This is a genomic window from Pseudomonas sp. NLJ1 (assembly GCF_049486705.1).
Classification (GTDB): Bacteria; Pseudomonadota; Gammaproteobacteria; order Pseudomonadales; family Pseudomonadaceae; genus Aquipseudomonas; species Aquipseudomonas inefficax.
Window position 1 is genome coordinate 5,220,083 of record NZ_CP137735.1, and the last position, 15,727, is coordinate 5,235,809.

Sequence of the window (15,727 nt, forward strand, 5' to 3'; positions counted from 1 at the left end):
ATGTCCATTGATCAACAAGAGTGCGAAATCATGCAACGAATTCCTTGCGTACTCATGCGCGGTGGCACCTCCAAGGGCCCGTTTTTCCATGCATGGGACCTTCCTGCCAATGTGGTCGAACGCGACGAATTGCTGATCAACCTGATGGGTTCCGGGCATGAACTGGAAATCGACGGCATCGGTGGCGGTAGCCCGCAGACCAGCAAGGTTGCGATTGTCAGCCCTTCGCTGCATGCCGACGCTGACGTCGACTACCTGTTCGTGCAAGTCATGGTCGCCCAGCGCCGGGTCGATACCGCACCCAATTGCGGCAACATGCTGTGCGCCGTTGGCCCGTTCGCCATCGAGCAAGGTCTTGTCAAAGGCCAGGACGGCAAGACGCTGGTGCGTATCCGCAACCTCAACACCGGCACTTTCGTCAATTCGCTGGTGGAAACCCCCGGCGGCATCGTGCGCTACGAAGGCCGCACGGCGATCGATGGCGTACCGGGCACTGCCGCCCCGGTGCACCTGACCTTCCTCGATGCGGTCGGCAGCAAGACCGGCAAGCTGTTCCCGACTGGCAAGGCCAAGGATGTGATCGACGGTGTAACGGTTACCTGCATCGACATGGCCATGCCGATGATGGTGGTGGAGGCCAGCCAGCTGAGCGTCACCGGCTCGGAAACCCCGGCCGAACTCGATGTCAACGGCGGATTGCTCGAGCGCCTCGAGGCATTGCGCCTGAAGGCCGGCAAGGCCATGGGCCTGGGTGATGTCAGCGGTATGGTCATCCCCAAGCCTGTGCTGGTGTCCAAGCCCCGCTATGACGGCACATTGCAGGTTCGCTACTTCATGCCGCACAACTGCCACCGCGCCCTGGCCATCACCGGAGCGATAGGGTTGGCGACTGCCTGCGTCAGCCCAGGTACGGTAATCGGCGATTTACTGGGTGAGGGCGCCGAGCAACTGACCGAGGTGCGCCTGGAACATCCCGGCGGTGGTATCGATGTCGCGCTGTCACGCAGCGGTGCCGATGGCAAGACGATCCAGGCCTCGGTGGTGCGAACTGCACGGCGGCTGTTCTCTGGCTTCGTTTATGCCCCTACATTCCGCAGGTTGGCGGGGTAGGCCCAGGCGTTAGTCCAGACCTGTACATTCGCAACAAGCGCATCCGCACAATTTCAACAATGGGTGATGCCTCATGAGACTCGCCAAATCGCTGTACTTCCAGATCCTCTGCGCCGTCCTGCTGGGCGTGGTGGTCGGTCACTTCTGGGCGCAACAGGCCGTTGCGCTCAAGCCGCTGGGTGATGCTTTCATCAAGCTGATCAAGATGATGATTGCGCCGGTGGTCTTCTGCACCATCGTCACCGGCATTGCCGGAATGACCGACAAGCGCTCCCTGGGGCGTTTGATGAGCAAGACCTTGCTGCTGTTTCTGGTATTGACCGTCATCAGCCTGATGATCGGCCTGGCAGCGGTGTACCTGTTCCGACCTGGTGTCGGCATGAACATCGACCCGGCCACGCTAAGCACCGAGGGGCTCGGCCAGTACGCCGCGTCTGCGGCGAAGCTGAGCGTGGTCGACTTCTTCATGCATATCATTCCCGACACGTTCATCGGGGCGTTCAACAAGGGTGAAGTATTGCCGGTGCTGTTCATCGCGGTGCTCAGCGGTTTTGCCCTGTCGTCGATGGGCGAGAAGGGCAAGCCGGTACTCGATGTGCTGGAGTCTGCCTCGACCATGGTGTTTCGCATCTTCGGCTACCTGATGCGCTTCGCCCCGGTCGGTGCCTTCGGTGCCTTGGCCTTCACCGTCGGGCAGTACGGCGTGACGTCCCTGGGAGCATTGGCCAAGCTGGTCGGTACGCTCTACATCGCCTGTGCGTTTTTCGTCCTGGTGGTGCTCGGTGGTATCTGCCGTGCCCACGGCTTCAGCCTGTGGAAGCTGCTGCGCTACTTCCGCGAGGAGTTTCTGGTGGTGCTCGGCACCTCGTCCACCGAGCCCGTGCTGCCACGCATGCTGGAAAAACTGGAGAAACTGGGCTGCAAGAAAGGTGTGGTCGGGTTGGTGCTGCCAACCGGTTACTCCTTTAACCTCGACGGTACTGCCATCTACCTGTCGTTGGCGGCGGTCTTCATCGCTCAAGCCTGCAACATCGACCTGAGCCTGGGTCAGACGGTGACGATGCTGGCGATCATGCTGTTGTCGTCAAAAGGCGCAGCGGGTGTGACCGGTAGTGGCTTCGTTGCGCTGGCCTCGACCTTGACTGTCATTCACGACATCCCGTTGGCAGGGCTTGCCTTGCTGATCGGCATCGATCGCTTCATGTCCGAGGCGCGTGCCCTGACCAGCCTGGCCAGCAACGCCGTGGCCACCGTGGTGATCTCGCTGTCGGAGAATGCCTGTGAACGGGAAACCTTGCTGCGCCGCCTGAACGGCATTCCGGCTGTACCGGACAAGGCGGATAGTGCGCAGGCCGACTGGTCTGCCGAGCCTCGTCATCACGGCTGAAAAGCCTCTTCCACACCCATTGTTGACTTAGAATCCCACTCAGCATCCCAGCGATGCCGAGTGGGGTAGGGGGCCGTCTGCCTTGCCGATGGCCGCAATAGAATAAAAACAAGAGAAAAGACCATGCTCGCACTCCTGGGCCTGATCATGGTGGTGACCTTCACCTACCTGATCATGAGCAAACGCTTGTCGCCAATCGTTGCGCTCACTGTGGTACCCATCGTCTTCGCAGTGATCGGCGGCTTCGCCCCCGAACTGGGCAAGATGATGCTCGATGGCCTGAAAATGGTGGCGCCCTCGGCGGCCTTGTTGCTGTTCGCCATCCTGTTCTTCGGCCTGATGATCGATGCCGGCCTGTTCGACCCGCTGATCCGCAAGATCCTCAAGCGCGTCAATGGCGACCCAGTCAAGATCGCCATCGGTACGGCGCTGCTGTCGCTGCTGGTGGCACTCGACGGTGACGGCACCACTACCTATATGATTACCTGCGCGGCCATGCTGCCGCTGTACAAGCGCATTGGCATGAACCCGATGATCCTGGCCACGGTGTCCATGCTGTCGTTGAGCATCATGAGTGGCATGAGCCCTTGGGGTGGGCCGGCCACCCGGGCCATCGCCGCGCTTGGGCTGGATGCCACCGAGTATTTCATCCCGATGCTGCCGACCGTGATCGGCGGTGCCGCCTGGGTGGTATTCACCGCCTACCTGCTGGGCCGTGCCGAGCGCCGCCGCATCGGCAACATCGCCCTGGAGTCGGGTGGCGGCAACTGCTACATCAAGGAAATCCTCGGCGACAACCCGCATAAGCGCCCACGCCTGGCGTACGTGAACCTGGTGTTGGTGATTGCCGTCATGGTGGCGCTGGTGATGGGCGTCATGCACTCCGCATTGTTGTTCATGATCGGTTTCGTGCTGGCGCTGATGATCAACTACCCGCAGCTGGACCTGCAGAAAGAGCGCATCCTCGCCCATTCGGGCAACGCCATGACCGTGGTACTGCTGGTATTCGCCGCAGGCATCTTCGCCGGGATCTTCTCCGGTACCAAGATGGTCGATGCGCTGGCGCAGACGCTGGTCGACTGGATCCCGGAGGCGTGGAGCCACTGGTTCCCGCTGGTGGTGGCGCTGACCAGCATGCCACTGACCTTCGTACTGTCCAACGACGCTTACTACTTTGGCGTGGTGCCGATCCTTGCCAACGCTGCGGCTGCCTACGGCATCGACCCGGTTGAAATCGCCCGCGCCTCGGTGTTGGGGCAGCCGGTGCACCTGATGAGCCCTCTGGTGGCCTCGACCTTGCTATTGGTGGGCATGGTCGATCGCGACATTGGCGACTTCCAGAAGGCGACCGTGAAATGGGCGGTACTGACATCACTGGTCATCACCGCACTGGCCTTGCTCACGGGTGCGTTGTCCTTCTTCGTCTGATCTGCCTCGGGCGCTGCTGGCGCCCACCTCATCCAAGAACAACAACAGAGTATCGAACATGTCCCGAACTGTTTTCCGTGGGGCCACCTGTGGCCTGCTCTGCGGCTGGCTGCCTGTGGCCGGCGCTGCCGGATTCATCGACGACGGCAAGCTCAAGCTGCAGCTGCGCAACGTTTACTTCAACGAAAACTTCCGCGACGAACAAGGCATGAGCGCCCGCGCTGCTGCAAATGCAAAGAGCGAGCGGGTGGAATGGGCACAGGGTTTCCTGCTCGACTACCAGTCAGGGTTCACTCAAGGCCCGCTGGGTCTGGGGCTGGATGCCCTGGGGCTTGTAGGCGTAAGGCTCGACTCGGGCCGCGGACGCAGCGGTACCGGCTTGCTGCCGGTGCATGACGATGGCCGTGCCGCGGACGAGTTCGCCAGTGCCGGGGTGACGGCCAAGGCGCGACTGGGGCAGACCGTGGTCAAGCATGGCACCTTGCTGCCGAAGACACCGGTGCTGGTCTACAACGATGCGCGTTTATTGCCGCAGACCTACCAGGGCACGCAACTGACCAGTACCGATGTCGATGGCCTGACCCTGACAGCCGGCCACCTGGACCGCTTCAAGCAGCGGGACTCCTCCGACAGCACCGGCCTGTTCCTGGATGGTTACAGTGGCAGCGAGTCTGGCGATTTCAGTTTTGCCGGGGCCGACTATGCCGCCAGCAAGCAACTGCGCTTGAGCTATTTCCACGGCCAGCTCGAACACTTCTATCGTCAGGACTACTTAGGCCTGGTCCACGACCTGCCGTTGGCCGGCGGTGTGTTGACCACCGACTTGCGCTATTTCAAGAGCCGCGACAGCGGGGCCGCTCATGGTGGTCAGATCGATAACGACATGTTCAGTGGGCAGCTGTCCTACGCTCATTCCGGGCACACCTTCGGCGCCGGTTACCAGATTCTCGACGGCGAGGCTGGGTTGCCATACATCAGCGGCGCGACGGTCTACTCGTTCAGCAACGTTGGCATCGGCAAGTTCATCGAGGAGGAAGAGAAAACCTGGATGGCGAGCTATGCCTACAACTTTGCAGCGGCCGGTATCCCCGGGCTGACCTTCATGGCGCGCCACCTGAGCGGTGACAACGGTCGCTCGGCTGATGCCGGGCTGAGCGAGTGGGAGCGTGACGTGGAGCTTGCCTACGTGGTGCAATCCGGGCCTGTGAAAGGTCTGGGTGTGAAGCTTCGCAACTACGTCTACCGCTCTGACTTTTCCCGAGGGCGCGACAGCAACCGGATCTACCTGACCTACGATATTGCGATCTGGTAATGCGGCCATGCGAGCATGCATGCCTCGAGGTGCTTGCTCGCATGCGTTTCATGCTTTGGACGGCTGTGGCGCTTTCTTGCCCAGTCGGATCAGCTCATTGGAGAAGCACAGGCCGAAGAGAATCAGCCCGGCCCCCAGGTACAACGTGTCCCGCGGTACTTCATTGAGCACCACGAACGCCAGCAGTGCGGCAAACAGCGGCTCGGTCAGCTCCAGCGCCTGGACTTGCGAGGGTTTCAGGTACTCGATGGCCCTGGTGGTACAGAAGAAGCCGAGGATAGTCGGCAACGCAGCCAGCGCCAGCAATGCCAGGACCGCTCCCAGCGACAGTTCACCAATGATGAACCCATCGGTTGCAGCCGGCATCAGCAGGTAGAGGCTGCCGAAAAACAAGAGTTGCCGAGTGAAATGCAGCCCCCCGGAAACGCCCATGTGCTTCATGGCAACCGAAAATGCGCCATAACCGCAGCCTCCGATCGAAGCGAGTACTGCACCTTGCAGCGTAAAGCCTTGTTCCAGGTCGGCGCCAAAAATCACGGCAATGCCAGCTATGGTCAAACCGGCGCCTACCGTCGCGTTGGCGGTGATCGGGTCCTTCAGGACTATCCGTCCCAGCAATATCGAAGAAATGGACGCGCTTGCCATCAGGATCACCACGACGCCTGCTGCGGCGTAATGGCTATAAGCCGAGGTTTCAAAGTGGAACAACACAAAAATGCCGAGAAATGCGCAAACGGCGGCATGGAACCACTTGGCCGTACGCAGGGGCCGCTTTAGAAACAGGAGCAATGCTGACAGCAACAGGCAGCCGAGGACTGTTTTTATCAGGGCGATGCTGCTGGAGCTGAACCCACTGTTCATCAACACTTTGCTGAGTACACCGATCGTTGCATTCAGTGCAGCGGCGCAGAGTGCAAAGAGTACGCCTTTGCCGAAATGAGATTGCATTTGTACATTCCTTGTCATTGGCTTTATGCCTTTGCCCGGTCGACATGCAGGCGGTTGCGGCCCGCCTGCTTGGCGATATAGAGCGCCTGATCGGCGCGTTCAATCAGCGATGGCGGGTTGTCGAGGACCGTTCCATCGGCGCAGGCGATGCCGATACTGGCGGTCACATGCCCGAAAGGGCTGCCTTGGTGAGGGATGGCCTGCAAGGCCAGGCGCTCGAGCATCAGCCTGGCAACGACGGCTGCTCCGTCGTTGTCGGTATCGGGCAGGATCACCGCCATTTCCTCACCCCCGTAGCGTGCCAGCAGGTCGCGAGGGCGACGGATGCAGGAAGAGAGCAGGGAAGCGATCTGCTGCAGACAGGCATCGCCAGCCGGGTGCCCATAGGTGTCGTTGTAGCGTTTGAAATGGTCGATGTCGATCATCAGCAAGGCCAGCGTGGTGCCGTTTCGATGGGCCGTGCGCACTTCCTGGGTCAGTGCCTCGTCAAAGCAGCGCCGGTTGGCGAGCCCCGTCAGCGCATCGTGCATCGCCAGGCTTTCGAGCCGTTGGTTACTGTCCAGCAACTGCTGTTGGGTCAGTCGAAGTTCGTTTTCGACTGCGCTTCGCCGGCTCATGGCACGGATCAGCAGCCAGCCAATGGCTCCGATCAATGCCAGCAGCGCAGCGACCACCAGCGACGACAGCAGCGCCTCGAGCCGCCAGGCCGAGAGTGCTTCCTGCTTGCCCAGCGCGACCGTTGTCACCAGGGGTAGCTTGTCGCTCTTGCGAAACGCATAGAGGCGCTCCACGCCGTCCAGGCTGGAGGTAAACGATGCAGTGCCCGCTGACTGGTCGACGAGATACTTGGTGAAGATGGGCGACTTGGAGAAGTTGCGCCCCATGTCCTGTTCCCGAAACGGGTAGCGCACCAGCATGGAACCGTCGGTATAGGCCAGCCCGATGGCCCCCTCATGGCCGACATCCAGTTTGCCGAAAAGCTGCAGGAAGTTCTCCACGCCAAGCGTCATGGCAACGACGCCGGCAAACTCGCCGTGGTCATCGTTGAATCGCCGGCTGATGGTGATCACCCATTCCTGGTTGACGCGGCTACGGATTGGCAGCCCGATGAAGGGGTCGCGGGATGGGTCGTCACGGTGATGTATGAAAAAGGCCCGGTCGCTGCTGTTGGCCCCATCGGGCATCGGACGGTTGGACGACATCAGCCAGCGTCCATCCCTGGCGTAGATCGTGATGCCGCTCATCGGCGGCATCAACGGTTGCTGACGCTTGACCAGCTGACTCAGGCGTTCGATCTGCGCAGGCCCGGCGCCTTCGGTTTCCAGGCGCTCGACAAGGCCGAGCAGCAGCATCGAACTCTGCCGGACGATACCTTCCGAATAGGTGGACAATGCCTGGGTCAGGTTCAGGCCATGGACATTGACGTCTTCCAGGGCGCGCTCTCGCGAAGCCATGACCTTCCACAGCGTCAACGAGGCGAGTGAGCAACCGATGACCGATAGCAGTAGCACAACGAGGTGGATGTCACGCTTCACGTCAATTCACACGCCTTTTTCCCTTAAAGACCAAGTTGAAAGTCGACACGCTTTGACTAACTGGAAGGTCAGGAAGTAACTATCTGGTTCGCGTGCAATAATATAACAGCTAAATTGCTGGAATGTCCGACAGAATTACCGCTGCTCCGGAAAATCCCGTCTCTTATCTTCCGGCAGGGTTTTCAGAAGTTTGAGCATAACGATTGGGCAAGTAACCCTGGACGTGGCGCACGGTCTTTTCCAAGGTTCGCGCCATATCGGGATGTGCCAGTTGATACTTTCGTTCCAGTTGCTGGCTGTCACTCATGTCGAAGCGCTGCGTCTGGATGAAGTTCAATGACTCGGCGCTGATCGAGAGTCGGGTGGCCAGCCCGGGAATCGCCAGTAGCCACCTGAGCAGCCCTATGGGTACATGGTGCCGGGGCGCCTTGATATCCAGCGTTTTTGCCAACTGCCCGAGCATTCCCTGCAGGTTCGGGGTGTTCTCGTAGAGCGCCAGCACCTGCCGGTTGGCCATCGAAGGGTCGAATGCCACGCAGGTCATCATCTTTACCAGGTAATCGACGCTGACCAAGGGCAACCAGTGCCTGGCGGAACCAGGGACAGCCTTGAACCGGCCCAGTGCCAGATTTCGAATGAGGTCGGCCAGAGGCTGCGCTTCAGGGATATGCCCGCTTTCGCTGTGGCCACACACCGTGGCAGGATGAACGATCGTGTAATCCGCACCTACTTCCTGCATGTAACGGATGACTGCGAAATGGGACTCCAGCTTGCTGCCCTCGTAGCCACCAACGCGGCCGTAGACTTCGGGCCAATTGGTGTTTTCAGGGCACTCGTTATCAACCCCGATGCTCGCAAGGTGGGTAAGATTCTGCACCATGTAACCGCCCACCATCAGCAAGCGGATATGCTGGCTCGCCGCGAGCCTGGCGACTCTCAGCGCCCCTTGTACATTGACTGCGCGGGCCTGCTCCATTGTCAGGCCCCAGGTAAACTGCGCCGCGAGGTGGAAGAATACAGCGGCCGAAGACACGCATTGCTTGTCTGCTTCGCTGAGTCCAAGTTCTTCCCGGCTGATATCTCCTTCGACTGCATGGATATACGCGGGGTTACCTCCCAGTCGGCCTACCTGCTCTTTGAGGCGCTCGATGTTTTCAGGGTTGCGCATGAGCACCCAGGTCTTGTGCCCTGTCGCAGTAAGATGGGCCAATAGATGTTGACCCACAAACCCACTGCCGCCTGTGACGAAGCATTCCACGCTCATATCTGAATCCTTGTCTGGATGATGGGCGCAGGCTAAAGTGTCGAGCGTACTCTACAGTCAAGGAATTTTTACTGTGAATGTTGGAGAGTTGGAGCGCAGGAGTGGAGTTGGCCGCCATACATTGCGCTATTACGAGCAACTCGGGCTGATCGTGGCCCATCGCCAAGCCAACAACTACCGCAGCTACAGCGACCAGACCGTGGTTGACCTGGCCTTTATCCAGAGTGCCCAGAGCGGCGGTTTTTCACTCGCCGAGATCGGCGACATCCTTGCGGCCAAGCGGGGTAATACGATCGATTGCGCGCAAGGTGCGGCCTTGGTGACCAGCAAGATGGCCGAAATTCAAGCGAAGATCACCACGCTGCAAGCCGCCTATGCCTTTTTGGACACAGAGCGTGCGAAGCTGGAGGAAAGCGCCATTGCCAACGGGCTGACCATTCCTCACCTTCCCAAGATTTAGCATGGCTCGATGCTGTAGCTTGTTTATTCGCAATTATTTCTCATTTACACTTGTGTCTTGTTTCGGGGCCTACCCCTTATTCAGGATGCATCGTGTCGTTCGATCCCGCCAAACCGACGTTGCTGTCTACATTGGTACGTCACTATGACGAACTGGTGGACCACATTCGCCGACGCTTCGGCGACAGAAGCATGGCGCGCGATGTAGTGCACGACGTGTGCGTGCAGTTGCTTGAGCGCGGCGAGAAAGAAGACGTTCGCACCCCACTGGCCCTGCTGCGAAAAATCTCCCACGACGCCGCCGTGAGTCGCTATCGTAGCGATCGCCGCCGAGGCGCGTGGGTAGAGGCAATCTCCGAGCTGCCTGAAGTGGCCTGCCCGGCAGCCACCCCGATGACCAGGTATGACACCGCGCGCGAGTTTCAACTGCTCGTCGACGCTATCGCAGGCCTCCCACCTCGCTGCCAGGCTGTTTTCGTCATGCACAAGATTCACGAAATCCCCCAGGCAGAAGTAGCCGCTCGCCTCGGTATTTCCATCAAGACTGTGGAAAAGCACCTGCGCCTGGGGTTGGCAGCGTGCAGGCAACGGCTTGGGCGCGATGAGGTGCATCCATGACCAAGCAGCCCGAACAGGCGCCATTGGACGAGGCTCTGGGGCGCCATCGTGACGAACTCAAGCAGCTGTTCCCCATGCCGCCGTCCAAGCCAGCGCCTTCGAAAGCGGTAAAGACCGCCGGTATCACGCTAGCGGTCGCGATCGCCTTTGCAGCCCTGGCCTGGCTGAACCCTGCCTACAAGAGCGAGCGTTTCGCTACCGCCATTGGCGAGCGGCGCGCTGTGCTGTTGAGCGATGGCAGCAAGCTGCTGCTCGACAGTGGCACGCATGTCGATATCAGTTGGCGTCTGCTCAGCCGCGAAGTCGATCTGCGCGCAGGGCAGGCCCTTTTCGATGTATCCGAGGCCGTGTACCGCCCCTTCGTGGTGTCCGCTGGCCTGGCGAAAGTCGAGGTGCTCGGTACGCTGTTCAATGTCAGGCGCCTGGATAACGACGCGGTGCGTGTGACCCTGGCCCGTGGGCGCGTGGACGTCGCCGTGGCTACTGCAGCACAAGCGCCTGTCACACTCAAGCCAGGGCAACAGGTCGACTCGATTGGCGGGCAACTGATGCCGGTTGCGAAGGCCGACGCTTCCAAGGCGATGGCATGGAAAGATGATCGCATCGTGTTCGAGCAGACGCCGCTGGATGAAGCCGTGTCGTTGCTGCGCCACTATCGCAAGGCCCCCATCGAACTGAGCGACCCAGGCCTGGCCGCACTCAAGGTGACGGGGGTATTCGAGGCGCACAATGTCGACCTGCTACTGGGCTTGCTACCGAGCATCCTGCCCGTCGCCGTGCTGCAACAAGGGGATGGCAGCGTCCGGATTCAACGCAAACCGATAACAAAATAATTCTCAGGCGCAGGTAGGGTTTCTCGATTCTCATGGCGGCTAGTGAAAAAGCCCACCTATAAAAAGGAACTCGAGAAGTGCTCTTTCCCCTCCGCAGTCGCCAGCTACGCCTGTCATTGCTTGCCAGTAGCCTGCTCATCGCAATGTCAGCCCAGGGCCGGGAAAAGGTGAACGTGGATCTCCCCTCCGCACCGCTGGGCGAGGCCATCAACGCGCTCGCACAGCAGTCTTCGGTACAGATCATTTTTGCCAGCGATCTCGGTGCAGGCCGAAACGCACCTGCGCTGAAGGGGCGGTTCACACCCGAGGAAGCACTTCAAACGCTGCTCAAGGACAGTGGCTTGCAGGTACAGGCCAAGGATGAGCGCACGTTCGTCATCGTCGCGCAGGGTGCCCCTGCATCAAGCCCGGAAATCCAGAGCGGGCCCGTGGAAATGGCGCAGATGGAAATCACCGCCTCGCGCACCAGCAGCAGCCTGGTTTCCGCAACGCGGCAATCCACCGTTCTCGAGCATGAACAACTGCAGGAACTGCGCCAGGGTTCGGAGAGCCTGGCCACGGTACTGGCCAAGGCGATTCCCGGCATGTCCGACTCCAGCCGTACCGTCACCGAGTATGGCCAGACCCTGCGCGGGCGCAGCATGCTGGTCATGGTTGACGGGGTGCCGCTCAATACCAACCGCGACTCTTCGCGCAACCTGGCCAACATCGACCCGGCACTGATCGAACGGGTCGAAGTCATTCGTGGCAGCAGCGCCATCTACGGCAGCGGCGCCACGGGGGGCATCATATCCATCACCACACGGCCTGCAGGTGGCGAAAACCGTGCCGAAACCAGCCTGAGCGCCACCTCGCCACTTACCCGCCTGGGCAGCGATGGCCTGGGTGGCCAGTTCCAGCAATATTTCGCAGGCTCTCAGGGCGCGGTGGACTATTCGTTCGACTTCGGTACCCGCCACATCGGTGCCTCGTACGATGCGCACGGCGACCGGATCGCCCCGGAGCCCAGCCAAGGCGACCTGTTCGATTCGAACATCTACAACATTGGCGGCAAGCTGGGGCTGCACATCGACGAAGACCAGCGAATCCAGCTCGCAGTCAGCCACTACGACGCCCGCCAGGACACCGACTACGCAACCGACCCAAGCGTCGCCAGGCTCCCCGCAGGCTCCGTGCCGGCCAATGCGATCAAAGGGCTGGATCTCGACGAACAGAACCGCATTCGCAACACGCTGGTGAACCTGGAGTACGAGAATCTCGACATTCTCGGAAGCCGGCTTTCTGCCCAGATGTACTACCGGGACTACTTCACCCGTTTTACCCCGTTCGACGCCCGGGCCGTTGCCACCCGTGGCGGCAACGTCGACCAGATCATGCAGAACAGTGAGGTCTTCGGCAGCCGCCTGACCCTGCGCACGCCACTTGGCGAAAGCGGCAGTACCGAGCTGGTGTGGGGTGGCGACTATAACCAGGAACGCAGCGACATGCCGCTCGATGTCTTCGACCCTGCGGCTTATGACGCCAGTGGCGGCCTGGTATTCGACAAGATCGGCAAGCTCACCTACATGCCCCCGCTGAGGACGCGAAGCGCCGGTGCGTTCGCCCAGCTACAGCATCGCTTCGATGAGCATTGGTCTGTCGACGGCGGCCTGCGCTACGAATACTCCACCGCCGAATTCGATGACTTCATCCCATTGTCCGAATCCGCGGCTGCCTCCCCGGTCGCAGTGAAGGGTGGCGACATTCATTACGATGCGGTGCTGTCGAACCTGGGCATCGTCTACTCACCGGTACTCGGCCAGGAAATCTACGCCTCCTTCAGCCAGGGCTTCCAATTGCCTGACGTGGGCATTCAGTTGCGCAATGCGCGCCGTGGTTTCGACATCGACGCATCGAACCTGGAACCGGTCAAAACCAACAACTATGAGCTTGGCTGGCGAGGAGAGCTAGGCAGCAACACCCTCGGTACCTTGGCGCTGTTCTACACCACCTCCAAACTGGGGGACGTGCAAAGTTTCAACAATGGCCTGATTCTGACCCGCACCAAGGAGCGTATCTACGGTGCCGAAGCCAGTGCCGATTGGCTATCGGATGATGCGGTGTGGGGCGCAGGGGGGAGTGCGACCTGGATGCGCGGGCGAGAAAAACCGGACGGCAAAGCTTGGCAGGACATGACCGGCTATCGCGTTCCGCCCCTGAAGCTGACCGCCTACGTTCAGTACAAGCCGACCCTGGATTGGAGCAACCGCTTGCAAGCCACGTTCTTCGATGCCAAGGACTACAGGCTCGATGGGGTGGACAGCTTTGGTCGGCATGAGGTAAGTACCTATACGACAGTGGACCTGGTCAGCCAGTACCAGATTTCCGCTGACGACAAGGTAAGCGTCGGCATTCAGAACCTGTTCAACCGCGACTATTACCCGCTCTACAGCCAATTGCTGCGCAATAACAACAACACCAGCCACTTGCCGGCACCAGGCACTGTGTTGACTGCCAGCTATACGCACAATTGGTAAGGTGGTGAGCAATCACCGGGCCGGTATCGGGCCCGGTGGTCATTGAAGCCTTCCTGGAAAACCGGTATTGACCTCGCCTTGAGCGCGGCGCTCGGGTTCCTGCTCGCCATGTTGCTGGGCGGGATATGGTTCGGCTACTGGATCCGTCAGGAGGGGTTGCAACTGACCCACCTGCTGCTGATGGTCTGGATCCTGCTGCACTTCGTCGTACTCAATGTGCGGTGGAGTTGATGGGGCGATGGATACTTGCAGGATGCCAGGAATGAGCAATAGATGAAGACGATGAGCGTAGGGTCAGCGTTGATAGCGACTGCTTTCTAGCCGAAGCAGACATCTGCTGTAGCCGCGGTCGAGCCGCAGCTGGCATGCTTGTCTGATCGCTAGCGGGAAGACGCAGGGAGTCTACGATGGAACGGTCTTGCATCACTTATTACCTGGAAATGACCTCGGCTTGCGAGCTGAAGGAAAAACCACAGCGTCACGACCTCCAGATCATCGAATGTGAAGTGCCTCAGGCGGAATTCAATCGGTTCCTCTACAAGCTGGTAGGAACGCCCTGGGAGTGGGGCGATCTTGATAGCTGGAGTAGTTCCCAATGGCAGGCGCTGGTTGAACAGGAGTGCCACCGTACATGGGTTGCCTATCACCGTGGTGCGATAGCCGGCTATTACGAGCTTTATCGCCCTGACGGCCGTAACTGCGAAATCCGCTACTTTGGCTTGGCGCCTCAGTTCCTGGGGTGTGGATTCGGCGGAGCGCTATTGAGCCACGCTGTTCGATCTGCGTGGGAATGGCATGGTACAGAGCGGGTATGGGTACACACCTGCACATTTGACCATCCTGCCGCACTGCAAAATTATCAGGCGCGTGGATTGCGTATTTTCAAGCAGGAGGAGGCGGAGCCAAGCCAATCATCGCTGGGTTGAAGCTGCTGGCCGCGAAAGGCAGCCATGGGCGTTAGCAGCCATTCGCGACTGACCGCTAACGACCCATAGCCGACGTTGCGTCTTACAGCGGACTTTGTGGGAGCGGGTTCACCCGCGAACACCGGCACAGCCGGTGCCATCCACCGCGGCGCCTGCTTCGCGGGTAAACCCGCTCCCACAGAGTGTGTGTCGCACTCACGAAGCCGGTTATTCTCAAGTGTCCGCTTCGGGTCGGTTGCAGCCATTCGCGAACGGCTGCCTTCGACCCATAGCTGCCGCTCATGGCCTCAGTAGAACGACAGGCGCTTCAACCATCATCGGCCGAGGATCGACTCACCTGTCGACATAGTGACGCGTCCCAAATAGCATGCCTCAATCCAATATGCCGAGCTGGTAAAATGATCTCAGACCCCGGTACACCAACTCTAGACCAGCTGAAAGTTCTCTTGACGGTCGTAGAAGTGGGAAGCTTCGCTGGCGCTGCAAGGAAATTGCATCGTGCAACGTCAGTAGTGAGCTATGCCATTTCCAATCTGGAGGTGCAGCTCGGCGTATCACTTTTTGACCGCAAGACGACACGTAAACCACAGCTGACAGAGGCTGGCCGTACAGTATTGGCCGAAGCACGAACCATCATCAACGGGGTCAACGGGCTGCGATCGAAGGTGTCTGGACTGCTGCATGGTCTCGAAGCAGAGGTGCATCTTGTTCTGGATGTAATGCTGCCAGCGGAGCGGGTCGTCGACGCGCTTAGTACTTTTAGGCAGGTGTTCCCAACCGTGGCTTTGCATCTACACATGGAAGCGCTCGGGGCGGTCACGCAACTAGTACTTGAGAAAAAAGCCGGCATTGGGATCAGTGGGCCCCTGGATACGGGGAGGGATGGCCTTGAGCGTGTCGGCGTAGGCAGTGTTGAGTTAGTACCCGTTGCAGCCCCGGCCCACCCACTCGCCCTCGCCGGCCGCAACGAGCCTGGGGCGGCAAGAAATCACGTCCAATTGGTGTTGTCAGATCGCTCAACGCTTACCGGGGACAGAGATTTTGCCGTAGTAAGCCCCCGCACCTGGCGGCTTGCGGACTTAGGCGCAAAACATATGCTACTTAAGGAAGGCATTGGCTGGGGCAACATGCCCTTACCTATGGTCCAAGCGGACCTCAATTCGGGACATCTTATCCATCTCGACCTGCCCGATTGCAAAGGCGGCTCTTACGCGTTTGACGCTATTTACCTTACTGATTCGCCGCCTGGGCCGGCTGGTCTATGGCTCATCCAACGCTTCGGTCAGCAAGCCGAAGCTCTCTAGACTTGTCGAATAAGTCGAATAAAACATTCGATATTCTTCTGGTTTTTAGCCAGGTAGCCCCCTGTTAGGCTGTGCTCATAGACCAGA

The 15,727-nt window shown here is 59.7% G+C and carries 13 protein-coding genes and 1 pseudogene; 11 read left to right on the plus strand and 3 right to left on the minus strand.

Translation table 11 applies throughout. From position 1 onward, the window contains the following. Nucleotides 1-30: 30 nt before the first annotated feature. The 4 genes from R9B85_RS23545 to R9B85_RS23560 all read left to right on the plus strand — a co-directional run bounded on the left by R9B85_RS23545 (nt 31) and on the right by R9B85_RS23560 (nt 5,237). A complete protein-coding gene (locus R9B85_RS23545) occupies nt 31-1,110 on the plus strand; it encodes a 4-oxalomesaconate tautomerase (RefSeq protein ID WP_252379303.1) in 1,080 nt (359 codons plus the stop codon). Between the two features lie 73 nt (nt 1,111-1,183). After that, entirely contained in the window at nt 1,184-2,497 is a 1,314-nt protein-coding gene (gene dctA, locus R9B85_RS23550; protein ID WP_112253832.1) for a C4-dicarboxylate transporter DctA, read from the plus strand. A gap of 123 nt (nt 2,498-2,620) precedes the next feature. Continuing rightward, nucleotides 2,621-3,925, plus strand: a complete 1,305-nt coding sequence (locus tag R9B85_RS23555) for a CitMHS family transporter (RefSeq protein ID WP_112253831.1) — start codon at nt 2,621-2,623, stop codon at nt 3,923-3,925. 58 nt (nt 3,926-3,983) lie between these two features. Next, complete coding sequence (locus tag R9B85_RS23560; RefSeq protein ID WP_423770628.1) at nt 3,984-5,237, plus strand: OprD family porin; 1,254 nt, start codon at nt 3,984-3,986, stop codon at nt 5,235-5,237. Between the two features lie 48 nt (nt 5,238-5,285). Here the strand turns inward: R9B85_RS23560 and R9B85_RS23565 are convergent, their stop codons facing one another. The 3 genes from R9B85_RS23565 to R9B85_RS23575 all read right to left on the minus strand — a co-directional run bounded on the left by R9B85_RS23565 (nt 5,286) and on the right by R9B85_RS23575 (nt 8,984). Next, on the minus strand, nt 5,286-6,185 hold the full coding sequence (locus R9B85_RS23565) for a DMT family transporter (protein ID WP_215521390.1): 900 nt from the start codon (nt 6,183-6,185) through the stop codon (nt 5,286-5,288). 23 nt (nt 6,186-6,208) lie between these two features. After that, entirely contained in the window at nt 6,209-7,720 is a 1,512-nt protein-coding gene (locus R9B85_RS23570; protein ID WP_313854292.1) for a sensor domain-containing diguanylate cyclase, read from the minus strand. Nucleotides 7,721-7,883: 163 nt separating this feature from the next. Next, nucleotides 7,884-8,984: an SDR family oxidoreductase gene (locus tag R9B85_RS23575; RefSeq protein ID WP_423770629.1), complete on the minus strand. Its 1,101-nt coding sequence runs from the start codon at nt 8,982-8,984 to the stop codon at nt 7,884-7,886. Nucleotides 8,985-9,057: 73 nt separating this feature from the next. Between R9B85_RS23575 and R9B85_RS23580 the strand changes: the two genes are divergently transcribed. The 7 genes and pseudogenes from R9B85_RS23580 to R9B85_RS23610 all read left to right on the plus strand — a co-directional run bounded on the left by R9B85_RS23580 (nt 9,058) and on the right by R9B85_RS23610 (nt 15,640). Next, complete coding sequence (locus tag R9B85_RS23580) at nt 9,058-9,444, plus strand: MerR family transcriptional regulator (RefSeq protein ID WP_112253826.1); 387 nt, start codon at nt 9,058-9,060, stop codon at nt 9,442-9,444. Between the two features lie 92 nt (nt 9,445-9,536). Continuing rightward, nucleotides 9,537-10,061 (plus strand): RNA polymerase sigma factor, encoded by a 525-nt coding sequence (locus R9B85_RS23585; protein ID WP_112253825.1) that lies wholly within the window; start codon nt 9,537-9,539, stop codon nt 10,059-10,061. Next, the gene (locus tag R9B85_RS23590) at nt 10,058-10,894 is read left to right on the plus strand and encodes a FecR family protein (protein WP_423770630.1); all 837 of its coding nucleotides are present in this window, start codon (nt 10,058-10,060) and stop codon (nt 10,892-10,894) included. The genes R9B85_RS23585 and R9B85_RS23590 overlap by 4 nt, the downstream gene beginning before the upstream one ends. 77 nt (nt 10,895-10,971) lie before the next feature. Continuing rightward, nucleotides 10,972-13,410: a TonB-dependent siderophore receptor gene (locus R9B85_RS23595; RefSeq protein WP_423770631.1), complete on the plus strand. Its 2,439-nt coding sequence runs from the start codon at nt 10,972-10,974 to the stop codon at nt 13,408-13,410. 66 nt (nt 13,411-13,476) lie between these two features. After that, a pseudogene (locus tag R9B85_RS23600) lies at nt 13,477-13,641 on the plus strand (DUF2165 family protein); the annotation flags it as partial. A gap of 176 nt (nt 13,642-13,817) precedes the next feature. Next, nucleotides 13,818-14,336: a GNAT family N-acetyltransferase gene (locus tag R9B85_RS23605; protein ID WP_423770632.1), complete on the plus strand. Its 519-nt coding sequence runs from the start codon at nt 13,818-13,820 to the stop codon at nt 14,334-14,336. A gap of 398 nt (nt 14,337-14,734) precedes the next feature. Further along, nucleotides 14,735-15,640 (plus strand): LysR family transcriptional regulator, encoded by a 906-nt coding sequence (locus tag R9B85_RS23610; protein WP_112253819.1) that lies wholly within the window; start codon nt 14,735-14,737, stop codon nt 15,638-15,640. The last annotated feature ends 87 nt before the right edge of the window (nt 15,641-15,727 follow it).